This window comes from Alcaligenes sp. DN25, from assembly GCF_023674485.1.
Taxonomy (GTDB): Bacteria; Pseudomonadota; Gammaproteobacteria; order Burkholderiales; family Burkholderiaceae_B; genus Alcaligenes; species Alcaligenes phenolicus.
This window is the reverse complement of record NZ_CP098408.1, coordinates 1172057-1197355: the sequence shown is the minus strand read 5'-3', so window position 1 is coordinate 1197355 and position 25299 is coordinate 1172057. Positions and strand designations below refer to the sequence as shown.

24 protein-coding genes and 1 tRNA gene are annotated in these 25299 nt (G+C 56.3%); 9 read left to right on the top strand and 16 right to left on the bottom strand.

Going from position 1 to position 25299, the window contains the following annotated elements:
* Positions 1-14: 14 nt before the first annotated feature.
* The 3 genes from NBV64_RS05490 to NBV64_RS05480 are packed head-to-tail and all read right to left on the bottom strand — an operon-like array spanning position 15 to position 2891.
* Entirely contained in the window at positions 15-1451 is a 1437-nt protein-coding gene (locus tag NBV64_RS05490; protein ID WP_009457774.1) for an NAD(P)(+) transhydrogenase (Re/Si-specific) subunit beta, read from the bottom strand.
* A complete protein-coding gene (locus NBV64_RS05485) occupies positions 1448-1768 on the bottom strand; it encodes an NAD(P) transhydrogenase subunit alpha part 2 (protein ID WP_009457776.1) in 321 nt (106 codons plus the stop codon). Before NBV64_RS05485 ends, NBV64_RS05490 begins: the two co-directional genes overlap by 4 nt.
* Before the next feature lie 4 nt (positions 1769-1772).
* Positions 1773-2891 carry an NAD(P) transhydrogenase subunit alpha gene (locus tag NBV64_RS05480; protein ID WP_026484257.1) on the bottom strand — a complete coding sequence of 373 codons (1119 nt, stop codon included), beginning with the start codon at positions 2889-2891 and terminating at the stop codon, positions 1773-1775.
* A 656-nt stretch (positions 2892-3547) separates the two neighbouring features.
* Here NBV64_RS05480 and NBV64_RS05475 point away from each other — a divergent pair.
* Genes NBV64_RS05475 through NBV64_RS05465 form a run of 3 tightly spaced genes read left to right on the top strand, consistent with a single transcriptional unit; the run spans position 3548 to position 7291 of the window.
* Positions 3548-4597 (top strand): ABC transporter ATP-binding protein, encoded by a 1050-nt coding sequence (locus NBV64_RS05475; protein ID WP_022983533.1) that lies wholly within the window; start codon positions 3548-3550, stop codon positions 4595-4597.
* 5 nt (positions 4598-4602) lie between these two features.
* Positions 4603-6270, top strand: a complete 1668-nt coding sequence (locus NBV64_RS05470; RefSeq protein ID WP_250756837.1) for an ABC transporter permease — start codon at positions 4603-4605, stop codon at positions 6268-6270.
* 16 nt (positions 6271-6286) lie between these two features.
* Positions 6287-7291 (top strand): extracellular solute-binding protein, encoded by a 1005-nt coding sequence (locus NBV64_RS05465; RefSeq protein ID WP_250756836.1) that lies wholly within the window; start codon positions 6287-6289, stop codon positions 7289-7291.
* 242 nt (positions 7292-7533) lie between these two features.
* Here NBV64_RS05465 and NBV64_RS05460 read toward each other — a convergent pair whose 3' ends face one another.
* Positions 7534-8127 carry a phenylacetic acid degradation protein PaaY gene (locus NBV64_RS05460; RefSeq protein ID WP_250756835.1) on the bottom strand — a complete coding sequence of 198 codons (594 nt, stop codon included), beginning with the start codon at positions 8125-8127 and terminating at the stop codon, positions 7534-7536.
* 113 nt (positions 8128-8240) lie between these two features.
* Between NBV64_RS05460 and NBV64_RS05455 the strand changes: the two genes are divergently transcribed.
* From NBV64_RS05455 to NBV64_RS05445, 3 genes are all read left to right on the top strand, one after another.
* Complete coding sequence (locus NBV64_RS05455) at positions 8241-8498, top strand: hypothetical protein (RefSeq protein ID WP_022983531.1); 258 nt, start codon at positions 8241-8243, stop codon at positions 8496-8498.
* A gap of 220 nt (positions 8499-8718) precedes the next feature.
* Positions 8719-9789 carry a nitrilase gene (locus tag NBV64_RS05450; RefSeq protein ID WP_009457793.1) on the top strand — a complete coding sequence of 357 codons (1071 nt, stop codon included), beginning with the start codon at positions 8719-8721 and terminating at the stop codon, positions 9787-9789.
* 211 nt (positions 9790-10000) lie between these two features.
* The gene (locus NBV64_RS05445) at positions 10001-10984 is read left to right on the top strand and encodes an AraC-like ligand-binding domain-containing protein (protein ID WP_250756834.1); all 984 of its coding nucleotides are present in this window, start codon (positions 10001-10003) and stop codon (positions 10982-10984) included.
* A 40-nt stretch (positions 10985-11024) separates the two neighbouring features.
* On the opposite strand, the gene NBV64_RS05440 is transcribed toward NBV64_RS05445, so the two are convergent.
* The 10 genes from NBV64_RS05440 to cysS all read right to left on the bottom strand — a co-directional run bounded on the left by NBV64_RS05440 (position 11025) and on the right by cysS (position 19428).
* On the bottom strand, positions 11025-11384 hold the full coding sequence (locus NBV64_RS05440) for a DUF4870 family protein (protein WP_009457799.1): 360 nt from the start codon (positions 11382-11384) through the stop codon (positions 11025-11027).
* Between the two features lie 89 nt (positions 11385-11473).
* Positions 11474-12397: a prohibitin family protein gene (locus tag NBV64_RS05435; RefSeq protein ID WP_009457801.1), complete on the bottom strand. Its 924-nt coding sequence runs from the start codon at positions 12395-12397 to the stop codon at positions 11474-11476.
* Positions 12387-12527, bottom strand: coding sequence for a hypothetical protein (locus tag NBV64_RS05430; RefSeq protein ID WP_022983530.1), 141 nt, complete (start codon positions 12525-12527; stop codon positions 12387-12389). Before NBV64_RS05430 ends, NBV64_RS05435 begins: the two co-directional genes overlap by 11 nt.
* 172 nt (positions 12528-12699) lie before the next feature.
* Positions 12700-13260 (bottom strand): hypothetical protein, encoded by a 561-nt coding sequence (locus NBV64_RS05425; protein WP_230940584.1) that lies wholly within the window; start codon positions 13258-13260, stop codon positions 12700-12702.
* Positions 13261-13676: 416 nt separating this feature from the next.
* Positions 13677-13769: transfer RNA gene (locus tag NBV64_RS05420), tRNA-Ser, on the bottom strand.
* A gap of 60 nt (positions 13770-13829) precedes the next feature.
* Positions 13830-15083, bottom strand: a complete 1254-nt coding sequence (locus NBV64_RS05415) for an aspartate kinase (protein WP_022983529.1) — start codon at positions 15081-15083, stop codon at positions 13830-13832.
* Positions 15084-15250: 167 nt separating this feature from the next.
* Positions 15251-16198, bottom strand: a complete 948-nt coding sequence (gene tilS / locus NBV64_RS05410; protein ID WP_041202996.1) for a tRNA lysidine(34) synthetase TilS — start codon at positions 16196-16198, stop codon at positions 15251-15253.
* Between the two features lie 130 nt (positions 16199-16328).
* Positions 16329-17294 (bottom strand): acetyl-CoA carboxylase carboxyltransferase subunit alpha, encoded by a 966-nt coding sequence (locus NBV64_RS05405; protein WP_022983527.1) that lies wholly within the window; start codon positions 17292-17294, stop codon positions 16329-16331.
* 26 nt (positions 17295-17320) lie between these two features.
* Positions 17321-17992 carry a DNA-3-methyladenine glycosylase family protein gene (locus NBV64_RS05400; protein ID WP_250756833.1) on the bottom strand — a complete coding sequence of 224 codons (672 nt, stop codon included), beginning with the start codon at positions 17990-17992 and terminating at the stop codon, positions 17321-17323.
* A complete protein-coding gene (gene cysS / locus NBV64_RS05395; protein WP_035270889.1) occupies positions 17977-19428 on the bottom strand; it encodes a cysteine--tRNA ligase in 1452 nt (483 codons plus the stop codon). The genes NBV64_RS05400 and cysS overlap by 16 nt, the downstream gene beginning before the upstream one ends.
* A gap of 264 nt (positions 19429-19692) precedes the next feature.
* On the opposite strand from cysS, the gene NBV64_RS05390 reads away from it, so the two are divergent.
* From NBV64_RS05390 to NBV64_RS05380, 3 genes are all read left to right on the top strand, one after another.
* Positions 19693-20304 carry a tetratricopeptide repeat protein gene (locus NBV64_RS05390; protein ID WP_226348582.1) on the top strand — a complete coding sequence of 204 codons (612 nt, stop codon included), beginning with the start codon at positions 19693-19695 and terminating at the stop codon, positions 20302-20304.
* A gap of 169 nt (positions 20305-20473) precedes the next feature.
* Positions 20474-20983, top strand: coding sequence for a peptidylprolyl isomerase (locus NBV64_RS05385; protein ID WP_045931048.1), 510 nt, complete (start codon positions 20474-20476; stop codon positions 20981-20983).
* Positions 20973-21773, top strand: coding sequence for a UDP-2,3-diacylglucosamine diphosphatase (locus NBV64_RS05380; RefSeq protein ID WP_009457818.1), 801 nt, complete (start codon positions 20973-20975; stop codon positions 21771-21773). Before NBV64_RS05385 ends, NBV64_RS05380 begins: the two co-directional genes overlap by 11 nt.
* 1039 nt (positions 21774-22812) lie before the next feature.
* Here NBV64_RS05380 and NBV64_RS05375 read toward each other — a convergent pair.
* Together NBV64_RS05375 and NBV64_RS05370 are read right to left on the bottom strand one after the other, a co-directional pair.
* A complete protein-coding gene (locus NBV64_RS05375; RefSeq protein ID WP_250756832.1) occupies positions 22813-23673 on the bottom strand; it encodes an undecaprenyl-diphosphate phosphatase in 861 nt (286 codons plus the stop codon).
* A gap of 26 nt (positions 23674-23699) precedes the next feature.
* Positions 23700-25283: a TerC family protein gene (locus NBV64_RS05370; RefSeq protein ID WP_250756831.1), complete on the bottom strand. Its 1584-nt coding sequence runs from the start codon at positions 25281-25283 to the stop codon at positions 23700-23702.
* Positions 25284-25299: the final 16 nt, after the last annotated feature.

Sequence of the window (25299 nt, the reverse complement as noted above, 5' to 3'; positions counted from 1 at the left end):
AAGACGGACTTGTCTTACAGCGCTTTGACCATATCTTCGATGGTCTTTTTGGCATCGCCAAACACCATCATGGTCTTGTCCATATAGAACAGCTCGTTATCCAGACCAGCATAACCAGCAGCCATGGAGCGCTTGTTCACGATCACGGTGCGAGCTTTGTAGGCTTCCAGAATCGGCATGCCCGCAATCGGCGAAGCCGGATCGTTCTTGGCGGCCGGGTTGACCACGTCGTTGGCCCCCAACACCAGCACCACATCGGTCTGAGCAAACTCGCTATTGATGTCGTCCATTTCAAAGACCTGCTCGTAAGGCATTTCGGCCTCGGCCAGCAAGACGTTCATATGGCCAGGCATACGACCGGCGACCGGGTGAATGGCGTAGCGCACATTCACACCCTGGCTGGTCAGCTTGTCCGACAGCTCTTTCAAGGCGTGTTGAGCACGGGCCACGGCCAAACCATAACCAGGCACAATCACCACGGACTCGGCATTGCTCATCATGAACGCGGCATCTTCAGCACTGCCGGATTTCACCGAACGATTACCCTGATCTGCACCACCCGCAGCCGCTTCCGGATTGGCACCAAAACCGCCCAGAATCACGTTGAAGAAGGCGCGGTTCATGGCCTTGCACATGATGTAAGACAGAATCGCACCGGAGGAACCCACCAGCGAACCGGCAATGATCAGCATGGAGTTGTTCAGGGAAAAACCAATCCCTGCTGCTGCCCAGCCCGAATAGCTGTTCAGCATGGACACCACCACGGGCATGTCTGCGCCGCCAATCGGGATGATCAGCATCACGCCCAGCAGGAAGGACAAGGCCAGCAGCACACCAAAGGCCCACCATGCCTGGGTCATCACGAAGATCACGCCGCAAGCCAGGGCCAGCAGACCCAGCAGCAGGTTCAGCATGTGCTGACCTTTGAAGGTAACGGGTGCGCCCTGGAACAGTCGGAACTTGTACTTGCCCGACAGCTTGCCAAACGCGATCACCGAACCGGAGAAGGTAATGGCACCGACCAGCGCGCCCAAAGCCAGCTCCACACGGTTACCCATGGGCAGAGCCACCTCGGCCGAGCCAATGCCGAAGGCCACCGGCTCCAGCACCACGGCAATCGCAATGGCTACCGCCGCCAGACCAATCATGCTGTGCATGAAGGCCACCAGTTCCGGCATCTTGGTCATCTCGACACGGCGTGCCATGACGGTACCCAGCACGCCACCAATCACCAGACCAATCAGAACCCGCAGCAGACCAGAGAGCTCTTTGCCTTCAGGGGCCAGGCTATAAATCAGCACGGCTGTGGTCGCAATGGCCAAGGCCATCCCCACCATGCCAAACAAGTTGCCACGACGCGAACTGGCTGGATGCGACAAGCCTTTCAGGGCCTGAATGAAACACACCGAGGCCAACAAATAGCACAAGGTAACGGTATTCATGGAAATCATGACTGCCCTTCCTTGGGCGTATTTTTAGCGCCCTTCTTTTTGAACATTTCCAACATGCGGCGGGTTACCAGGAAACCACCAAACACGTTTACCGAGGCCAGCGCGGTGGCAATAATGCCCATCGCCTGCGCCCAAGGGCTTTCGGTCAGGGCCGCTGCCAGCATCCCGCCCACAATAATGATGGCCGAAATCGCGTTGGTCACCGCCATCAAGGGCGTGTGCAAAGCGGGCGTCACTGTCCAGACCACGTGGTAACCCACGTAAATGGCCAGCACAAAGATGATCAGGTTAATGACCAGGGGAGAAATAATATCCATGGCGTCAGGCTCCCTGCTGTGGAAAGAGTCGTTTGCCACCCTGTACAACACGGCTGGCATTCACAATGTCGTCGTCCGCAGGGATATGCAGCTCGTCAGACTGATCCTTGAGCATCAAGCCCAGGAACTGTTGAATATTGCGTGCATACAAGGCAGACGCATCCGCAGCCACACGGGCCGGGAAGTTGGTCTCGCCCACCAGGGTCACGCCATATTTCTCCACAATCTGGTCGGCTTCGGTCAAGGCGCAGTTGCCGCCACGGGCCGCAGCCAGGTCAACAATGACCGAACCTGCCCGCATGGACTGCACCACTTCCTCGGCAATCAGACGCGGGGCGGGCCGCCCCGGAATCAAGGCCGTAGTAATGATGACGTCGGCCTGGGCACAACGTGCCGCCACCACCGCCGCCTGCCGTTGCAACCAGGAGGCAGGCATGGGACGGGCATAACCGCCTACCCCTTGTGCCGCTTCGCGCTCTTCATCGGTCTCATAGGGCACATCAATAAACTTGCCGCCCAAGGACTCGATCTGCTCACGCGCGGCAGGACGCACATCAGAGGCTTCTACCACCGCCCCCAGACGACGTGCCGTGGCAATCGCCTGCAAACCGGCCACACCCGCGCCCAGCACCACGACACGGGCCGCTTTGACGGTACCCGCCGCGGTCATCATCATGGGAAAGAACCGGGGATATAAGGTGGCTGCTTTCAGCACAGCGGCATAACCCGCGATATTGGCCTGCGAGGACAGAACGTCCATGCTTTGCGCCCGCGTGGTACGCGGGATCAGCTCCAGGGCGAACGCCTGGCAGCCCGAAGAAGCCAGCCTGTCCAGACCCTGACTTTCGTAAGGGTCCAGCATACCGACGACCACATGCTCGGCACGCAAACGCGCCGAATCAACATCAGCCGGGCCCACTACCAGCAGCACGGTGGCTTGATAGGGATCTCCTATCGTTGCCCCTGCTGCCTCGTAATCGGCATCCGAGCTGGCAATCCCCTGTCCGGCGCCCGCCTCGATAATCACATCATGGCCCGCCTTGCGGTAAGCCTTGATGGTATCGGGCGTGGCCGCTACCCTCTTTTCCCCGGTCCCCCGGGGGCTTAGTACACCCAGTCGCATCTTCAATCTCCAGTTAATTAACTAACTTCTACGATCTCTGACGACGTGCAGTACCCGGATGGGTGAGTCTGTCACCACGTGGACACGACCCAACAACCTCTCCGGCCCGGTGTGTGTTTGCCCTCAACACCGGAACACCATCTATAAATTCGGATGTGCAAAAAACAGGCCTGGTGAAGACCGGCCTGAACAGGATAGAAACCTACCCTTTAGTGTCCCTCTCCCACTCCTGCCCCTTGCAGGAAACTGTCATTCTTTTTGAACTCACTATAAGGGCCTTTATTTGACACAAGAAACCCCGACCCGCACTAGACCGCTTTAGACGAAAAAGCAAGACACATTACTACCACCTGATTATCGCAATATGATGCCTGTTCGACGGAATTTTTTTTTCTTGCCCACTGGGTAACACTGAGTAGATCAGCCTTTGCTACGGACTTAGACGCCTGATAATTAAAACTACAAGCATTGGCCTGCTGCTAAGATAGCAACTTCCTATAAAACTTGTCACTAACTTGTAATTAATGTTCGTGTTCACGCCCCGGTGATGTTTGCGTCGCTACTGGCCGCTGAACCACTTCTTTTCAAAGCCTAGGCAACCGCCCCCTTGATGCGCGGTTTACCTGCACTACTCAGTCCCAGGCTGATCTATCCCCATGGCAGACATCCACATCGATCACGTAGTGAAACGCTACGGCAGCAATACCATCATCAATGAACTGAGCCTGCAAATCCGGCATGGCGAGTTCTTCACTTTATTAGGGCCCAGCGGCTGCGGCAAAACAACCTTGCTGCGCATGATTGCCGGTTTCATCATTCCTGATGAAGGCCGCCTGTTTCTGGACAAGGAAGACATTACCTACCTGCCCGCGCACAAGCGTGAGACCGGCATGGTGTTCCAGGACTACGCGCTGTTCCCCGATAAAACCGTGTTTGACAATGTGGCTTACGGCTTGCGGGTACGCAAAGTCAGCAGCAGCGAGATCAAGAAAAAAGTCGCCTACATTCTGGAGCGTGTGGAACTGGGTGGCATGGGCGAGCGTTACCCAGCTGAGCTGTCCGGAGGCCAACGCCAGCGTGTAGCCCTGGCCCGCGCCCTGGTGATTGAACCCCGTGTTCTGCTGATGGACGAGCCTTTGTCCAACCTGGATGCCAAGCTGCGTATTCAAATGCGCCAGGTCATCCGCGAATTGCAGCAGGAATCCAATATCACCGCTATTTTCGTGACGCATGATCAGGAAGAAGCCCTGTCCATGTCGGACCGTATTGCCTTGCTGCGCCAGGGCCGTATCGACCAGCTCGATACCCCCGAAGCCATGTACTCCACACCACGCACTGCCTATGCCGCCGACTTTATTGGCGCAGCCAATCTGATCGACACCCTGGGCGTGCATGTGGAGGACGGTCACACCACCGTCAGCATTGCGGGTGGGCACATTCTGGTGAACAACCCGCCCCCTGTCGGCCAAGTGCTGCTGGCAGTGCGCCCCGAAAACATCACCCTGCATACCGAGGCTCAGGCTAGCAGCATTCCGGCTCAAGTCGTGGCTCGCCAGTATCTGGGAACCAAAACGGCCTACAGCCTGAAGCTGAACGACGGCAAGCAAATTATTGCCGACGTTGCCGCTGCCCAGGACCCGCATCTGTCTGCAGGTGCTTCGGTGAACCTGAGCTTTAGCCCTGAATGTCGTCTGGTCGAGGCGTAAGACCCATGGCTATTGCTGCAAGACCCCTGGCCCTTCGTTCTCCCTGGTTCCTGCCCGCCCTGGTCTGTCTGGTGGTGCTGGTGTTCTGGGTTGTCTGGCCACTCGCCTCCCTGTTCTATCAAAGCGTGATCGACCCGGCAACAGGCATGCCCAGCCTGCACGGCTTTGAGACCTTCTTTAGCGACGCACGCTATGTTGAGGCCTTCTTCAACACCATCAAGCTGGGGTTGATCTCCACGATAGGAACGCTGCTGCTGGGTGCGCCGCTGGCCTATGTAGTGGCCCGCTACGACTTCCCCGGCAAGGCCATCGTGGCGATTCTGCCTTTGACCACCATTGTGCTGCCGGACATCATCGTCTCGCAGGCCTGGCTGATGCTGCTGGGCAATAACGGTGTGGTGCGTCTGGCCCTGGAAAGCATTGGTATTGACCTGCCCAGTTTCTACGGCTGGTTTGGCATGTCCTATGTGCTGATCCTGAACGATTACACCTATGTGTATATCGGCATGCTGGCTGCGCTCAAGGCCATTGACGGCACGCTGGAAGAAGCCGCCGTGAACCTGGGCGCCAGCAATTTCAAGCGCGCGCTCAGCGTCACCTTCCCGGTGCTGATGCCTGCCCTGCTGGTCAATGCCATGATTGTGTTCACGCTGGCCGTGGACAACTTCTCCATTCCCATGATTCTGGGTGGTCAGGTCGATGTGCTGTCCTCGCTGACCTACACCACCTTTCTGTCCGAGATGAGCGGCAACCCCACCATGCAAGGTGTGCTGGCCGTGGTGTCCGTGATTCTGGTCGGTGCGGTGTTGTTCATCCAGAAGCGGGTCCTGGAGCGCAAGACCTTCCAGATGCAGCAAGGCCGCGCCCCGCGTCCGGTTCGTGCTCAAGGGCTGGCCGGCATCTTGCTGACCATCGGTGCCGTACTGTTTGTGACCTTCTCGCTGATTCCGGCCTTTATCGTGCTGATTGGTGCCTTCACCAAAGCCAGCGGCCCGGTCATGCAATACGGAACCTTCACGCTGGACAATATGGAGCGTGCCCTGCGCTACGCTCCCGAGCCCATTTTGAACTCGCTGATGCTGGCCAGTGTCGCCACTATTGCAGGCACCTGCTTTGCCACGATCTGCAGTTACCTGATCGTGAAAAAGCGCCTGTTCGTGGTAACCGCGCTGGACTATATGGTGATGCTGCCTTTGGCCATTTCCGGCACCGTGCTGGGTATTGCCCTGATCCAGACCTACAACAGCGGCATGCTGGTGCTGACTGGCACCTGGGTGATCATGGCCGGTGCGTACTTTGTGCGTAAAGTGCCCTTCTCCATTCGCTCGGCCTCGGCCTCGCTCTACAACATTCCCGACTCTATCGAAGAGGCCTCCATCAATCTGGGTGTCAGCCCCTTCCAGAGTTTCTTCAAAGTGGTTCTGCCCTTGATGAAGCCCGCCATTCTGGGTGCGGCCATCCTGATGTGGGTCACTTCGCTGGCTGAAATTTCCGCCACTATCGTGCTGTATTACGGTGGCATGGAGACCATGCCCATCCAGATGTTCCGTCAGATCGACGCTGGCTTCCTGGCCCGCGCTTCGGCCTATGGGGTGATCTTGATGGTCGTGATTCTGGTGCCGATTTATCTGGCTATCCGTTTTCTCAAGCTGGATCTGTTTTCCAGCCGCTAATCTAAAAAGGCTCACTATGCTGACTACACGTTTTCTGAAAACTGGTCTGGCACTCTCCCTCAGTGTCGGCGCCCTGTCCCTGTCCGGTGCCGCCCTGGCCGCCAATGCCGTGATGTACACGCCCAATAATGTGCAAACCATTGATACGGCGCTGGAAATTGCTCGCAAGACCGCGTCTGACCTGTCCATTCAACAAGTGACCTCGGGCGCTGGTGCCTTGATGAAGCGTATCGAAGCCGAAGCACAGAACCCGCTGGGTGACGTGGTCTGGGGCACTGGCTACGGCACCATGGCGGCTTTCCAGCAGAACTTTGAAGCCTACGAATCGCCCGAGAACAAGGCCATTCCTGAAGCCTTCCACGGCAAGGACAGCCTGTGGACCAGCTCCAACGCCCACGTCATGGTCATCATGGCCAACGAGCGCCAACTGAAAGGCCAGGCCGCTCCAAAAACCTGGTCCGATCTGTTCGATCCTCAGTGGAAAGGCAAGGTCATTATTGGTGACCCCGCATCATCGGGCAGTGCCTACGACCAGGTTTATGGCATCTACCAACTGTACGGTGCAGAAGGCCTGCAAAAGCTGGCAGCCAACGTGATCGTGTCCAAGAGCTCGGGCCAGGTCTACAAAAGCGTGGCTAACGGCGAGTACCCCTTGGGCGTGACCATGGAATACGCGGCCTACGCCTACGTGGCCGGTGGTCAGAAAGGCATTGAGCTGATCTACCCTGAAGACGGTACCTTCATCGCTCCTGAAGGCGTAGCCGTAATCAAGAACCCCAAGAACGGCCAGGAAGCGGCTCGCAAACTGGTCGACGTTCTGCTCTCCAAAGAAGTACAGGAAGCCGAGCTGGTGGAGAACTTCCGCCGTCCTACTCGCAGCGACATCAATGTGGCCGAGCTGACCAAGTTGCCTAACCTGGATCAGATCAAAGTGGCCAACATCGATCCTTTGAAGGCTGCTGCCGAGTACGAAACGGTCATCGAAGCCTGGAAACAGGCTTTGGCTGCAGCTGGCAAATAAGCCGGAGAAATTCAGAGCGCAATAGCAATGCGTGGTGGGCCTGCCCCACCCGCCTGCTGGTCCGCACTGAATGGAAAAACCCCTTGATGCTGGATTCTCCTCCGGCCCTAAAGGGGTTTTTTATTGCCTGAAATACGTGAGCAAAAACGACTGCTTGGTGACATATTCCAAGCACTTTCAGACCGGCTCCGAAACTGCGTTGCGCTCGGCAAGCAACAATCCTGGAGAAAGACCGAGCTGCCTTACTTATCCACTGGATAAATCTGATCTTCACGCAGGCGTGGGCGATTGGCTTCCACTTCGGTCAAAGGCTCCACACGCTGCATCGTAGCCAGTGAACGCTGGGCCAGACGCTGATACATGCGTGTGCCGAAAAACTTGCCATCAATGGCTTTCTGATCCAGTTCCTTGACCACCGTGGCCGGAGACCCAGCCACCAGACTGCGTGGTGGCACTTGCATACCTTTCTTCACAAAGGCCATGGCGCCGATAATGCTGTCTGCACCGATGTCGGCAGCATCCATCACCACGGCATTCATGCCCACCAGCACGTTACGACCGATCACGCAGCCGTGCAGCACTGCTCCATGTCCGACATGACCGTCCTCATGCACCACTGTGTCTTGGTAAGGCGTACCGTGAATCACACAGGTATCCTGAATATTGGAACCGGCCTTCATGATGATGCGCCCGAAGTCCCCGCGCAAACTGGCCGAAGGACCGATATACACGCCCTCGCCAATAATGACGTCACCAATCAGTACAGCGGTAGGATGAACATAGGCCGTGGGGTGAACCACTGGCACCAGCCCATCAATAGAATAAATATTTTGCATACCTGCCTCGTACAAAAAGCCTGCACCCACAGCCGGCACAAGGTCCGGCCAAAAATACGATCATAGCTGCTGCAGACCGATATAATGCGCCGTACTCTTTCTTTTTGCATCCTATGAGCATGTTGTATTACTGGCTGGCCTTTTCCCTGGGCATGGTGTTTTACGCCGCCTACTTGTCGCAGTCCTTTTTGCTGTCGCAAGGCATCATCTATATGAAGGAAAAAGATCAATCGCCGCCCCTGCTCTGGTTGTTCACCCGCCTGATCGGCTTTATCCTGCGTGCCATTCCCGGCCTGCTGATGCGCCCTATCCCCCTGATTTTGTGGGTCGTGGGCCTGGGGCTGACAGTGCAATACAGTTTCGCACTTTAAACCAGACGGGCCGCACTTTTCTCGTTCACTGCACGGACATCCGGGTCAGGATTGGGGGCTTCCTGCCCGCACGTCTGCGACTCCCAGTCAAGCCTTCTGCGCCTGTCAGTCAATTCAGCACTGTCCTCCCCTCCTAAACTGACACAAAACAGGATGGCCGGGCTCTGTAAGCAGCACGGCCTGGCGATCAAGATCGCGGATACCGCGACAAGGAGGATGTATGCAGACAAGGAAAATCGTCCGGGCAGCCGCCGTACAGGCCGCCTCTCCCAACTACGACCTGGCAGCAGGTGTTGATAAAACCATTGAACTGGCTCGACAAGCGCGTGATGAAGGCTGCGACCTGATCGTATTTGGTGAAACCTGGTTGCCAGGCTATCCCTTCCACGTCTGGCTAGGTGCACCGGCCTGGTCACTGAAATACAGCGCTCGTTACTATGCCAATTCGCTCTCGCTGGACAGCGCAGAGTTTCAGCGCATTGCCCAGGCTGCGCGAACCTTGGGCATTTTCATCGCATTGGGCTATAGCGAACGCAGCGGTGGCAGCCTGTATCTGGGCCAATGCCTGATCGATGACAAAGGCGAGATGCTATGGTCACGCCGCAAACTCAAACCCACGCATGTAGAGCGCACCGTATTTGGTGAGGGTTATGCCCGCGATCTGATTGTGTCCGACACAGAACTGGGACGCGTCGGCGCTCTATGCTGCTGGGAGCATTTGTCGCCCTTGAGCAAGTACGCGCTGTACTCCCAGCATGAAGCCATTCACATTGCTGCCTGGCCGTCGTTTTCGCTATACAGCGAACAGGCCCACGCCCTCAGTGCCAAGGTGAACATGGCCGCCTCGCAAATCTATTCGGTGGAAGGCCAGTGCTTTACCATCGCCGCCAGCAGTGTGGTTACTCAAGAGACGCTGGACATGCTGGAAGTGGGTGAGCACAACGCCTCTTTGCTGAAAGTGGGCGGTGGCAGCTCCATGATTTTTGCACCGGACGGGCGTACTCTGGCTCCCTACCTGCCTCACGATGCCGAAGGCTTGATCATTGCCGATCTGAATATGGAGGAGATTGCCTTCGCCAAGGCGATCAATGACCCCGTGGGCCACTATTCCAAACCTGAAGCCACCCGTCTGGTGCTGGACTTGGGGCACCGCGACCCTATGACTCGAGTGCACTCCAAAAGCGTGACCAAGGCGGAGGCTCCCGAGCCAGGTGTGCAAAGTACGATTACCTCATTCGCTATCAGCCATCCCCAGGACTCGGACGCACTGCTAGTGCAAGAGCCGTCCTGATCCCAAGAGATGACAAGGCCCGGACAGCTTGCCCGGGCCGTGACTCCTTCTGCTCCCCAGTCCTGCATCCGCGTCGTCCTGGTCTGAAATTATCGACCCCTGCCACTCTTTCTGGTCTGGCTCAAACCAGAGATCTTGCCTGATACTTAGTCAGTCCAGTTGACCGCGGTCCCTGCTGTCAGCCTTCGGACCCAAGACGGAGAGATCATCAATGGAGCAATGGTCCACCACGGCAGTTCCCGCTACCCGGCGCGCCCCCTATTGGATGGAGGCCGTCAACAAAGCTTATGTGCAGCTGGAGTGCGCCGTCCCCTCCCGTTCCGCTACCCCTTTCTTCGGGGCCATTACGCGACGGGAACTGGCAGAGGTCAGCCTATCTCGCATCTCCTCGACCACCCAGACCGTGCTGCGCACGCCGCTGCAAATTTCCAGAGCGTCCGAGGATATTTTTCTGCTCAGTATTCAAGTGGCAGGAGCGGGACAACTAATTCAGGATGAAAAGACCGCTACACTGAAACCCGGCGATCTGGCCCTGTACGACTCCACACGCCCCTATCAACTCCTGTTTGACCAGGACTTTGAGCAGTATGTCCTGTCTATGCCCGGCTCCATCCTGCGCAAGCGTTTGCGCAATGCCGAAGATATGACAGCCTGCAAAATAACCAGCGCCCAATCCGGCACGGCACGACTGCTCTCCTATATGGTGAGCGAGCTGATGGCATGCCCGCCAACCGGCGGGCCTATTGTGGATCTATCACTTGCCGACAGCCTGGTCGGTATTCTGGTGGCAGCGCTGGCCGAGAATCTGGGCAGCCCGTCCTTAAAGGACGATACGGGATCCGTGCGGCGCGACCGGATCAAAACCTATGTATTGGAGAATCTGCGCGACCCCGAGCTGAATATAGGCAAGATTGCCAAACGCCTGGGCCTGACAGCCAGCACTGTGCATCGCGCCTGGGAAGGCGAGACCGATTCACTGACAAACTGGATTTGGTCCATGCGCCTGCAAGGCGCTGAACAGGATTTGCGCCGTCTAGCCCATCACCACAAGACCATCACTGAAATTGCGTATCACTGGGGCTTCAGCAGCTCTGCCCATTTCAGCCGGGCATTTCGGCAGCGCTTTGGTGTGCCGCCTAAAGAGGCCCGCGAAAGTATGCGGGCCCAGGTCCAAACAAACACGATGCCTATCTGATCCGGCGGTCCGGCGATCCGGCGATCCGGCGATCCGGCGATCAGGCAATCGCCTTGCCGTCATTCAGAGCCAGCAGGCCCTTGATCAGACGGTACAGAATCCACACGCTGACAATCACGATGGTCACGAAACCGACCAGAATCGCCATCAACAAGAAAGACAGCGCCACACCAAGCAATCCCCACCAGAACGTACGGATTTGCCAATCAAAGTGCGACTCCAGATAGGTGCCGCGCACTTCATCGCGCTTGATGTAGTTGATGATGATGGCGACCAGGGCGGTGATGCCGCCAAACATGGACAAGATGTACAGCGCGTAATTGATCAGAGTCAGATTACGCAGACTGACCAACTGGTTTGTACCGTCGCCTTGTGGGACCGGGTTCCTTTCCTCATTCATCCGTAACTCCTTGGAAAAATAAACGGTAGCGTTACCTATCCCGTAACGCTACCGAAGAAAACCTGTTCAGGTCAGTGACTGCCTGGAGATTAACGCAGTCCAATAAATGGCATGGCGGAACCGGGAACCAGACTTTCTGGCAACTTACCGTCCCATTTTTCCACAGCATTCAAATTGACCAGATTGGTATTCTGGGCCAATGCCTGGGCCCTGGCAGAAATGGCCTTGGCTTCGGCGTCACCACGCAGACGAATACCGTCAGCTTCGGCCATGTAGCGTTCGCGCTGAGCGCGGGCTTCTGCTTCAGCCTGAACCACTTTGATTTCAGCCTGAATGGAAGCAGTTTCTTTTTGCTGGCGGGTGGTTTCAATTTGAACCTGGGCCAACATGCGGTTTTCAATCGATTGCTCATAGGCTTTGGAGAACGACACTTCCTCAACCTGCACGCCCATCATTTGCAAAGGAGCGGACTCCAGGGTCACGCGCATGGCTTCGTTGATGTCAGCACCCAGCTTTTCACGATTCTGAATCGACTGAGCAGCAGTGTACTTACCAAACACGTTCTTGATCACATCCAGAGCCTTGCGTTCCAGCAAGCGAGCTTCCAGGGCATCGAGTGAACCGTACTCGGAATACAGCTGAGCCACATCAGTTTCAGGCACGCGGTATGTTACCGAAGCCACCATGGAAGCGGACTGCTGGTCAAAACTGTACGCCTCAAGCTGCATGCGAACCGTGTGATCACGTACCGAAATGGTACGTACCGTGTCAAAGAACGGAACCTTGAAGTCCAGACCAGGTTCGGCCACGCGAACCAGCTTACCGTTACGCAGCACCACGCCACGTTCACCCTGGTCCACCTGCAAGAACGAGCCCATGGAGGCCACGATCAGGATCAGGAAAATAACAACCGCCGCCCCCAGGAAACTCAGTCCCTTGGAGTAATTGGCAGGGCCACCTTCTGGCTTTGTTTTAGCGGCCAGTTTAGTAAATGGATTTTTATCAGTGCTCATCACGGCTTCCTTTATGTGGCTGACGCGTCTGGTCTTTTAATTGACGACGTTCCACCATCAGTTGCCGTATGCCTTTGGCAATCAGGTAGGCCAGCACAGCGGCCCCCAACAAAATCAAGATGATACGCATGACGCTTCAGTCTTCCCACTAGATTTCAATCAGAGCGCAATTATCCCCGATTCCCTCTGTCACGCTCAGAAAAGAAGCGTCAAAATATGACAAATGGACAGTATTGCTGGTAACAAATCTTGAACAGACGCCATTGCGACGCCCGAGAAAATGGAAAAAGCGGATTAGTTGCTTATTCTAGGGAAGCCAGGGCAGCGTCCAGTTCAGCCAGATGAGCCTGTACCGGCGGCACATCGCTACGGGTTGCAACCAGACGCAGGATATGGTTTTTACTGATCTGGAAGGTGCGCATCAACTGCTCCAGTTCAGCCGTAGAGTATTGGCGTGCGTTATCGCGCAAGGCCGCTTCCAGCGCATCCAGCTGCTCGTAAACCGAGTCCAGATCTTCGCGCTCCTGGATATAGAGACGAGTCAGCCAGATATGGCGTCCCACGCTATCCCATTGCTCCAGTCCGGCAAAGCCATACTTTTGCGTCAGGCTGTTCAATTGACGGTAAATGTCCGAACCGCGCTCGACCTGATCCACCTCCAGCATGGGTGGGAAACCGTCTGGCAGCCCGCCATCCCAAACCGGTTCGCTACGCTCTACGGTTTGCAGCACCGGCAAGATCTCACCCAGGCTTTGCACATAACGAGTCACAACCTGGTCATCCAATGCCAGCTCAGTTGACGATGCCAAAAAAGGCAGGCCCATCAAGGCCATGCTACAGATACAGAGGACTCGTTTAATCATCGCTCGCCCTAAAAAACAAGACCACCCGTCTTGAACGACGTAAAACACATTCGTCGATTGTAAGCACGGGAATGACTGCTTTTCTTTGTCTGTGCCAAAAACGACACAGCCTTTTCAATCCTCTACCGCCTTGGGTTGAAAAGTCTTGCACTTTAAAAATTCATGCTGTTTGAAACGCTGCCGCCAAGGACTCTCTACGATTTCACTTTGCCTGAATTGGCAAAAATAAAAAAGTAACAATTATTTTTTTTCTTGTGTTTGGAAAGGCGTGATGCCGTCTTGTTGTCGCTCTTGCTGCCTGAACCAGAGCCAGGTTTGCACAAAGCCAAACTTGAGCGCGGGTCCGAACACGGGCGGCGCTATGCGACAGACAATAAAAAAAGCCCTTGAAAACAAGGGCTTGATTTAATTCCAGCTGGCGGAGACGGAGGGATTCGAACCCTCGATACGGGTATAAGCCGTATGCTCCCTTAGCAGGGGAGTACCTTCAACCTCTCGGCCACGTCTCCAGCTCTAGGAAAGAAGTAACTATAGCATTTTTAAAAAACCAATGCAAATAGCTAAAGGGATTATTTTTCCTGATCCAGCTCGAACGTCTTGTGCAGAGCACGCACCGCCAATTCCATGTACTTGTCGGCAATAATCACCGAGGTCTTGATCTCGCTGGTGCTGATCATCTGGATGTTGATGCCCTCTTCGGACAAGGCGCGGAACATGGAGCTGGCAATACCAGCGTGGTTACGCATGCCAATACCGACGATGGACACTTTGCACACGGCTTCGTCAAACACGATTTCGCCAGCACCCACAGCCGGGCCGACCTGGTTCATCAGCAGTTCCTTGGTACGCAGCGCGTCATTGCGGCTGACGGTAAAGGAAAAGTCTGTGGTGCCCTGAACCGACAGGTTCTGCAAAATCATGTCGACTTCGATGTTGGCCGCTGCGATCGGGCCCAGAATGGAATAGGCCACGCCGGGGGTGTCAGGAACGGCACGCAGGGTGAACTTGGCTTCATCACGGCTGAAGGCGATGCCAGAGACAACGGCAGCTTCCATTTTTTGGTCTTCCTCGAAAGTAATCAGCGTACCCGAAGACATTTCTTCTTCGAGCGAAATCATGGGGTCGGTCATGGAGGACAAGACGCGCACAGGCACCTTGTACTTGCCAGCAAATTCCACAGACCGGATTTGAAGAACTTTGGAGCCCAAAGAGGCCATTTCCAGCATTTCTTCAAAGGACAGCACTTTCATGCGACGTGCTTCGGGCACGACGCGCGGGTCGGTGGTGTAGACACCATCCACATCGGTAAAGATCAGGCATTCGCTGGCCTTCATGGCAGCGGCAACAGCCACCGCGGAAGTATCCGAGCCACCACGACCCAGGGTCGTGATATTGCCTTCATCATCCACACCCTGGAAGCCGGTCACAACGACCACACGGCCTGCGTCCAGATCCTGGCGAATGCGGGTGTCATCAATAGAACTAATGCGGGCACGGGTGTAGGCATTGTCGGTCTTGACGGGAACTTGCCAACCGGCATAGCTGCGGGCGGGAACGCCCTGGGCAGCCAAGGCCATGGCCAACAAAGCGCTACTGGCTTGTTCGCCCGTAGCGGCCAGCATATCCAGCTCGCGCGGATCAGGCTGAATGCTCAGTTCTTTGGCCAGGCCTAGCAAACGGTTGGTTTCACCGGACATGGCCGAAGGAACCACCACAACTTGGTGCCCGGCGGCATGCCATTTGGCAACCCGACGCGCCACATTCTGGATGCGCTCGATCGAGCCCATCGACGTGCCGCCATATTTATGTACGATCAGGGACATCTTTTACTCTGCATCAAAGGGCTAAGGTCTGGGATAGACACAAAACCCAACTATTCTAACGACTTTCTGTGCCCCAAGCGCAGGCTCTACCACATACACACGCAAAAAAACACATACTTTGTCGACTCAACACCATAGCCCACGCTCCTGCCACAGGCCACCCCAAACTACTTACTTGCTTGATCGGCCACCAGGCCTGCTTGCTGGTCGCCTGGACCGGCAGATTCGATCTGCACCCGGCCTCGCACACAGCGCACCAGGTTCTGTCCATGCTTCCACATCAAATTTCTGTCGTGCCCCCGGGCATGCAGCCCGCGCAGTTGCTTGAGCAGTTCTGCCAGACGCGCTTGCGTAGGCAAGCCAGCTCCCTGCTCCTGCAACCAATAACGGAGCACCAAGCTTTGCCGCGCTGGCTCCAGGCTACGCCACGCCACCAAACTGAAACTGCGTCCTGTTTCATCAGGTTCCAGTGTCTGCCAGTCCTGGCTGGCCACACTATCCAATACTTCCTGCGTTTCGCGGCTTAGCTGGGCTTGACGCTGCAAACGGCTTTGCCAGCCCGGCCAGCGCGCGTCGAGTACAGGCGTGAGCAAATCGCGCACTGCGCCACGGGTGTAATCAGGATTGATATTGGTGGGATCTTGTACCGCATGCCAGCCCGTGGCTGCGGCAAACGCATCACTGGCTTGAAGAATAAGTGCCCTGGGCTGCTCCAGCCAGGGTCGCCAGTACTGCAATTGATCGCGCTGCATACGGGGTGCCATCGCCCCCAGACCGGTTGTACCCGTGCCTCGCAGCAAACGCATCAGAACCGTTTCGGCCTGATCATCTTGATGATGAGCCAGCAGCACATGCTGCAAGCCAACAAAGTGCGCCAGTTCAGCCAGGCCTTGATAGCGGGCATCTCGCGCGGCGGATTCCATGCCATCTGCGCTTAGACGGCGGGACTGTACCTGGACCCGCAAGCTGTGACAGGGTCGCTGCAAACGCGCAGCCAAGTCATGCACATGCGCTTGCCACTGATCGGCAATGGCTTGCAGGCCGTGATGAATATGGAAAAAATGAAGTGTGACTTTGCGGCGGCTGGCCCAAAGATGGGTATGTACCGCCAGCATTGCCGAGTCCGCACCACCACTTAAGGCGACAGCGACGCTATCGCCGCTTTTAAAACTTAGGTGATGGTTAAGCGCCTCCAGCAGCGGGGGTGAGGGGCTAAAGCCCCCCAGCTGACTGGAAGGCAATGGATCAGGCACGAACTTCCTGATAACGGCCGTAGGCCAGGAGACGTTCCATACGCTGCGCCAGCAGTTGTTCGGTGCTCAGGCCCGAGACCTGACGCAAGGCATCAGCCAGGGCACGGCCCAATTGGCGCGCCATCATGGTGGGATCGCGATGTGCGCCACCAATGGGCTCGTTGATCACGCGATCGACCAGGCCCAGTTCTTTCAGACGGGGAGCGGTAATGGCCAGGGCCTCAGCCGCCACGGGCGCCTTGTCCGCACTACGCCACAGAATCGAGGCACAACCTTCGGGCGAGATCACGGCGTAGGTGGAGTATTGCAGCATGGAGACCACGTCACCCACGGCAATCGCCAACGCACCACCCGAACCGCCTTCACCAATAATGGTGGAGATGATAGGTACACGCAGTTTGGCCATGGCAAACAGGTTGTGACCGATTGCCTCGGACTGGCCACGCTCTTCAGCGCCAATACCAGGGTAGGCGCCGGGAGTATCAATGAAGGTAAAGACAGGGATACCAAATTTTTCCGCCAACCTCATCAAGCGCAGGGCTTTACGGTAGCCTTCGGGGCGCGGCATGCCAAAGTTGCGACGGGCGCGCTCTTTGGTGTCACGACCTTTCTGGTGACCAATCACCATGCAAGGAGTGCCGTTGAAACGAGCCAGACCACCCACAATTGCCAGGTCGTCCGCATACATGCGATCGCCATGCAGCTCGTGGAAGTCCGAGAAGATCTGGTTTACATAGTCCAGCGTATATGGACGTTGTGGATGGCGAGCAACCAGGGCCGTTTGCCAAGGCGTGAGCTTGGCGTAAATGTTCTTGGCCAGCGTCTGGCTTTTTTGCTGCAGACGGCTGAGTTCCTCTGAAATATCCACAGCGGAATCAGATTGCACATAGCGGAGCTCTTCGATTTTGCCTTCGAGCTCGGCCAAAGGCTGCTCAAATTCCAGGAATGTATTTCGCATGTCGGTTCTTAAGGTTTAGGCCTAATTTAATATCGTACCGCAACTGTGTTCAGACTGCGCCACAGATGCCAGGTAGCCACCGTGCACCACGGTGCCCACGCTTGGGCAACTTCACGCGCCTCGAACCGGGATACCGGCTCGCCGCTGAAATAGTGCTGAGAGATTGCCTTGAGCAGGCCCGCATCATCCAAGGGGAGAACATCGGGTCTGTGCAAGTTGAAAATCAGAAACATATCTGCCGTCCAGCGACCTACGCCACGAATGGCGCACAGGTCTGCAATAACGGCTTCGTCAGACAGGGACTGCCATGCCTGGGGGTCGATTTTACGAGCATCAAAGTGAGTCGCCAAATCAACAATGTATTCGGCCTTGCGTTTGGGCAAGCCCAAACCATGCAGGGCCTCGTAACCCAGTTCCAAAATAAGTTCAGGCGAGAGTGGCTGGCCGCAACCGTCCAGCAGCTTGCGCCACAGCTGGTCCGCCGTACGCGAGGCCAGTTGCTGGCCCACAATGGAACGCACCAAAGTGGTGAAAGCCGGAGCCTGATGTTGTAGCCAGTAGTCGCCATGCTGGGGGATGAGCTTGCGCAAGATACGATCGCGCTTCATCAGCTGGGCGCACGCGTCGTCCCAGTAATCAGGTTTGCCCACCAAACGAACTTGAGGGCCGGATTGAACGCCGCTTAGGCCCTGCGCCATTGTGTTGCTCCACCTGGCCGATCTTCCAGCTCTACGCCCTGCTCTTTAAGCTGCTCACGGATGGCGTCGGCGCGCGCAAAGTCGCGATTCTGTTTAGCCTGGCCGCGTTCCGCCAGAAGCTCGTCAATCTGGGCGTCGCTCAAGGAGTCGGCACCGGCCACGCTGGCCGCCTGACCAAAGCGTGTGCTGGCGCGCCAGTAGACGGCGGGGTCCACCTGCAAAAGACCAATCACGCCACCCAGAGCACGCATCAAACCAGCGGCCTGCGCATCCTTGTCGCGGTTGGCTTGGCCAGCCAGCTCAAACAGAACGGCAATAGCACCGGCAGTATTGAAATCGTCATTCATGGCTTCGGCAAAAGCCAAAGCGGGGCCTTGAGTCCAGTCAATTTGGACGTCGGCGGCAGGAACGTGTTGAAGGGTCTGGTACAGACGGTCCAAAGCCTGCTGAGCATCGCGCAGATTATCTGGCGCGTAGTTTTGCAAGCTGCGGTAATGATTGCGCACAATAAAGAAGCGCAGCATTTCAGCTTCACGCGGATTGGCGATGTAGCTGCTTTCTTCGTCGGCCAGACCTTCGGGCGCCACGGTATCGCGGATGCGACGGAAGTTGCCCAGGGACTTGGACATTTTCTCCGAGTCCACCATCAGGGGACCGCAGTGCATCCAGACATTGGCCAACTGGCCGCCAAAGGCGCCTTCCGTTTGGGCAATTTCGTTTTCGTGGTGAGGGAACTTCAAGTCCGGGCCACCGCCGTGAATATCCAGGGGCAGGCCCAGCAGCGCCTTGCTCATGGCCGAACATTCGATGTGCCAGCCCGGACGGCCCAGGCCGTACGAGGATTCCCATTTGGATTCGGCGGGTTCGTCTTCTTTAGCCGACTTCCACAGCACAAAATCCAGAGGGTCACGCTTGGCCGAGTTCAGGGCAACACGCTCACCGGCACGCAGATCATCCAAAGAGCGACCCGACAATTTGCCGTAGCCGGGGAACTGACGCACGGCGTAGTTCACATCACCGTCTTCGGACTGATAGGCCAGGCCGTTTTCTTCCAGCTTGGCAATAATGCCCAGCATATCGGGCACGTGCTGCGTGGCGCGTGGTTCCGAGTCAGGGCTTTGCACACCCAGGGCCTTTTCGTCGGCATGCATGGCGGCAATATAGAAGTCCGTTACCTGAGACATCAGTTGCTTGCGCTCGACGGCACGGCGGATGATCTTGTCATCAATATCGGTAATATTGCGCACATAGGAGACGCGATAGCCGCTTGCTCGCAACCAGCGCTGCACGATGTCAAAGCTGACCAGCATACGAGCGTGCCCCAGGTGACAGAAGTCGTACACCGTCATGCCACAGACGTACATACGCACGTGGCCCGGTTCAACCGGAGAAAACACCTCTTTAGAGCGTGACAACGAGTTATAAATGCGCAACATGGCCTGTAATCGTCATAAAATCGGAACCTTGTGCCAGAACAATTGCCCTTGGATCAGGTTCCGTATTTCCCGCCCGGCAAGAGGCAAGGTTAGAATGATGGTCAATAAGTATAGCAAGCAGACCTCGTTAAAGGCAGCAATCTACCAACCTTCCTGGTCTTCAAGCCAGATTTTATAGGCGCCCCCTCTGTGTTCAGTACACCTAGACGGACTCGGTTTCTCGCTCCTTGCACCCTGGCCCTTTTTCTGGCCCTGGGTCAAAACGTGAGCGCCCAATCCCTGCCCGATTTGCCCCCGCCCAGTGCGCGGGTGAACGATCCCTTGCTGGATATCGCTCCCGAACCTGAACGTGGCTGGAAGGGTCTGGCCCGTGCTCTGGACGTGCTGGCCCCCAGCGTCGATACCTCTTTGCCGCTTAGCGCCGCTGAAGTCAGCCAGCGCATCAGCACCTTGATTGCCCAGGGCCGTCATGCCGACGCCTTGCAGGCGATCGAAAAACAGCTGGAGCAACGCAAGGACCGGGGCGAGCCCGGTGCCAATGTGCAGTTGCTGTTTTTGAAGGCACGCGCCCTGTCGGCCAGTGGTGACCACAATGGCGCCATCAGCCTTTACCAGAACATGACCACCTATTACCCGGAGTTGCCCGAGCCCTGGAATAATCTGGCGGCCGAGTACATTGCGCAGGACAAGCTGGACCTGGCCCTGGAAGCCCTGAAAATGGCTTTGACCGCCGATCCCTCCTATGCACTGGCCCGCGCCAATATGGGTGAAGTCCAACTGATGCTGGCCAATGACACCTACCGTCAGGCCGCCGCCAGTGGTGTGCCCAAAGCAGCCCAGCGTGCGCAACAAACTGGCCAAATTCTGCAACAATAAGATTTTTCCTTGACTGGGTTGTCCCTATCTTATGTTTGCAAGCACATTTCAATGGTGTGATCAGGCTCGCAGCTTGCGCACCCTGCTTATTGCTGCCTGTATGGCTATGCCTATGATGAGCAGTCCGGCTATGGCAGCAGATTCTTCCACTTCTTCTGAAGGCACTTCTATGAGCACCTCTCCACGCGTCCAACTGCAGACGAACCAGGGCACCATCCTGATCGAACTGAACGCAGAAAAAGCCCCCAACACCGTAGCCAACTTTGTGGACTACGTGTCCAGCGGTTTTTACGACGGCACCGTGTTTCACCGTGTGATCAACAACTTCATGATCCAGGGCGGCGGCTTTGAGGCCGACATGAAGCAAAAAGCCACCAACGCTCCTGTCAAGAACGAAGCCGACAACGGTTTGAAGAACGACAAGTACACCCTGGCCATGGCTCGCACCTCCGACCCACACTCGGCTACGGCTCAGTTCTTCATCAACGTGGCTGACAACGACTTCCTGAACTTCACCGCTCCTACCGCCAATGGCTGGGGCTACGCCGTATTTGGCCGCGTGATCGAAGGCATGGACGTGGTCGACAAGATCAAGACCGTGCGCACCGGCAACAAGGGCTTCCACCAAGACGTGCCCGTTGAGGACGTCGTTCTGGAAAAAGCCACGCTTGTCGAATAAGCTCACGCTTGCGGGCAACATCTGGATTGCTGCGGACCTGCATCTGGGTCCGGACAATCCAGACACCGTTCAGGATTTCCTGCAGTTTCTGCACTCCGCCCAGCATCAAGCTCATGCCTTGATCCTGGGCGGTGATATTTTCAATGCCTGGATTGGTGACGATCAAATCGCCCACCCTGCTCCCTGGCTTGCTCAAGTCAGTGAGGCGCTGCGCACATTCGCGCAGCAGCATCCGCTGTATCTGATGCGCGGCAATCGCGATTTCCTGCTGGGCCAAACCTACGCCCGCCATGTTCACGCCACGCTATTGCCCGATCAAGTCGTTCTGGACACTTCTGCCGGCCTAATTCTGATGTCGCACGGCGACGAGTACTGCCTGGACGATCTGGCCTATCAACGCTTTCGCCATTGGGTACGCAAACCCTGGCTCCAGAAACTCTATCTGGCCTGCCCTTTAAGCTTGCGTCAGCGTATTGCCGATTCAGCCCGCGCCGGTAGCCAGCGCGGCAAGCAATACAAGTCCAAAGACATCATGGATGTGCAGCCTGCAGCTATTGTGGCAGCCTGCGAGGCGCATCCTGTGCAGGCCATGGTTCATGGCCATACACATCGCCCTGCAGTACATGACATTCCCGGCTTTGAGCCGGTACGCCGCTGGGTACTCCCGGATTGGGAATCTGACTCCTCGGAAGGAGGACGACGGGGCGGCTATATCAGCATTGAAGGTGTACAGCTCTGTCTGCATCAGTGGGGGCAAGAGGATCAGTGTCAGACACTGGGACCCCAGTAAGAGTGACTTCATCTACAGCCAGCTAGGTTTAAGCTCCACGCCTTTTTATTCCTTCTTGCGATAAAACCTGTTTTTCTTCACACGGTGCTGGTGGCACGAATCAAGGTGGCTGCATAAGCATTTTTGAGGGGGCAATTGGGCTCGACTTGGCGGGTCTCCGGCCCGTGCTGCGCACGGGTTCCCTGGTCTCTTGCAGTATCCAGGCGCCCTGTGAACTCGCGGGGTGGCTCGTCCCCCGGACGAACCACAAGCGCCCCGCTCAAACAGCACAGGGCTTGCATCCTGGATACTGCAAGAGCCTGCGGCCAGAGCCCTGACTCGCCCGTCGAGCCCAATTGCCCCCTCAAAAACGCAAAAAAGACCGTGATTTTTGCCAACAAGATACTTTCGCTCGCGGCAACCAAAGCGGACCACCGAAGGCTGGTCTCGTGCCCGACCACCGACTCTTGGCGCCATGAGCAGCAAGGCTGCTTGTCCCTTCCTCACTGTGAGCCTCTCGGTTCGTCTGCCCCGGTATCCGGGCTGACTACTTGCCGGTGCTGCGCACCGGTACCCTGGTCGGTGTTCGGATACGGGCGCGCCCTTAACTCGCGGGGTGTCTTGTCCACCGGACAAGACACAAGCGCCCCGCTCAAACAGAAGGGCGCTTGCACCCCGTATCCGAACACCGCCTGCGGCAAGCAGTCTGAACCGCCCGGATACCGGGGCAGACGAACCGAGAGGCGTCTTGCTGAGACCAAGCTCCCTTCAATAAGCAGCAGCGTATCGAAGCCAAGCCAGACCAAATGACGGGCGACAAACCTGCTATTTGCCAACAAACCCTTGCACACAATAATCACCAAAAAAGTGCCTACCAAATTGGTACATCGCTAGATACGCGGACAGACAGACGGATAGACAGCTAGACAGATAAATAGATAGATAGGTAGGTAGAGTATGTGCGTGAAAAGACGACATTTACCGAGCCTCCCTGAAAAGAAAAATCCCCGCTGGCAGATCAAGCAAGCGGGGATTTCAAAACATCTTAGGCGGCAAAGGTCTAAGTCATCAGCCACACAAACAATACTCCGCCCAACGCAATCCGATACCAGGCAAAAGGACGATAGGTGCGACTGGACACAAAGCGCAGCACGGCCTTCACCAGGAACAAGGCGCTAAAGAAAGCAGCAACAAAGCCCACCATAATCGCGGTACTTTGATCTGCACTCAAGGACGCACCGTTGCGATACAGGTCGTAAACCGTAGCAGCCAGCATGGTTGGCATGGCCAGGAAGAAAGAAAACTCCGTGGCGGTCTTGCGCTGAATACCGGCCAGCATGCCGCCGATAATAGTGGCGCCCGAACGTGAAGTACCTGGCACCATGGCAATGCACTGGGCAAACCCAACCACCAAAGCCTGCTTCCAGGTGATCTCTTCCAAGGCAAAGGCGGTAGCCTTTTGCGAGGTGGCGGTTTCACCCTGATCCAGCTCCGACGTGTTCTTCGCGTACTGCGGTTTGCGCTCGACCCACAGCATCAACAAACCACCCAATACCAGCGTGAACACAAACACAATCTGGTGATGGAACAAGGCTTTGACGTACTGAATCGTCAAAGCACCAATAACGGCAGCGGGCAAAAAGGCAATCAGCAGATTGCGAGTGAACATCAGCTCGGTACGATCTCCGCGCAAGACCCCGGTGATCAGCTGAATCAAACGGGCGCGAAAAATCCAGATCACGGCCAGAATCGAACCAAACTGAATGACAACCTCGAAGACCTTGGCATCACCCGAGGAAAAATCAATCCAGGAGCCCAGGATCAGCAAGTGCGCCGTACTGGAAACCGGAATGAATTCCGTGATGCCCTCAACAATCCCCAGAAACAGGGCTTTCAACAAATAGAGAGTTTGCTCAGTCATGTTGTCCGAATCAAAGCCAATAAAAATTAAGACGCCAGAAATGGATCGATTTGTTCATCATCATATGGCACACGTTCCAGGCTGACCTGCGAAATGCGACGCCCTTCCAGCTCTTCCACCTTGAAGCGATACACCGCATCGCTTTGCTCAAGCACACACACATCGCCCACCTTGGGCAATTGTCCGAAACGCGTCAGCAGATAACCGGCCAGGGTGGCATATTCTTCCTCTTCATCCACCAGACCATCCACACCCAGCATCTGTTCCAGATGATGCAAGTCGGTGGAGCCGTCCAGGAGCCAGTGGTCCTGGGACTCCTGGACAATATCGGGGGTTTCGTCCTCGCTGGGGAAGTCGCCTGCAATCGCCTCGAAAATATCCAAAGGCGTCACCAAACCTTCAATAGTGCCGAACTCGTCCGTCACCATGACCAACTGCCCGCGGCTTTGCTTGATGGTTTCCATCAGGTCCAAAATCCCGATGGACTCATACACAAAAACCGGCTGACGCAATTGGTCCAGACGGATATGACCATGAATCAGCAGGTCTGCCAGTAATTCTTTGCTTCGACCAATGCCAATAACCTCATCGAGCGAACCGCGACACACTGGCACCATGCTATGGGGTTCATGTGTCATCTTTTCGCGCAGGACCTCAGGATCGTCCTGCACATTCACCCAGGTAATCGCATTGCGCGGCGTCATCACCGAATGCACGGTACGCTCGGACAAAGTCAGCACACCACTGACCATATTGCGTTCTTCCTGACCGAACACCATTTGCGCCGCTGCACCGGGCAGATCCGGCCCGATGACCGTTTCACCGGAAGCGGGACGCTTGCCCAACATGCGCAGCACAGCCTCGGCCGTACGCTCACGCATGGGACGACCTGCCTGCAGCATACGCAACTTGCGACGCGCCAGCTGATTGAACATTTCGATCAGGATGGAGAAGGAAATGGCCGCATACAGGTAACCCTTGGGTACATGTACGCCAAAGCCTTCCACCAGCAAGGAGAAGCCGATCATCAACAAAAAGCCCAGGCACAGGATCACCACCGTGGGGCGACTATTGATATAAGCCGTCAAGGGTTTGGAAGCAACCAGCATGATGCCAATGGCAATGACCACCGCCGCCATCATGATGGGCAGGTGCTCGACCATACCCACCGCCGTAATGACCGCATCGATGGAGAACACGGCATCCAGCACCACGATCTGCGCCACGATGACCCAGAAGCTGGCATACATGCGCGAGCCGGAAGCATGAGCGCTGCGGTTCTCAATACGTTCGTGCAGCTCCAGTGTGCCCTTGAACAGCAGGAAAAAACCACCCACGATCATGATCAGATCACGGCCAGAAAAATCCAGACTGAATATGGAGATCAAGGGGTCGGTCAGCTGCACCAGATGGGACATGACCGTGAGCAAGCCAAGGCGCATCAGCAAGGCCAGTGACAGGCCCAGCACACGAGCCCGGTCGCGCTGCGCCGGAGGCAGCTTGTCGACCAAAATTGCAATGAACACCAGGTTATCGATGCCCAGCACAATTTCCAGAACTACCAGTGTGAGTAACCCAACCCAGGCGGTCGGGTCCATCAACCACTCCATCTCAGCTCCTTGGCGC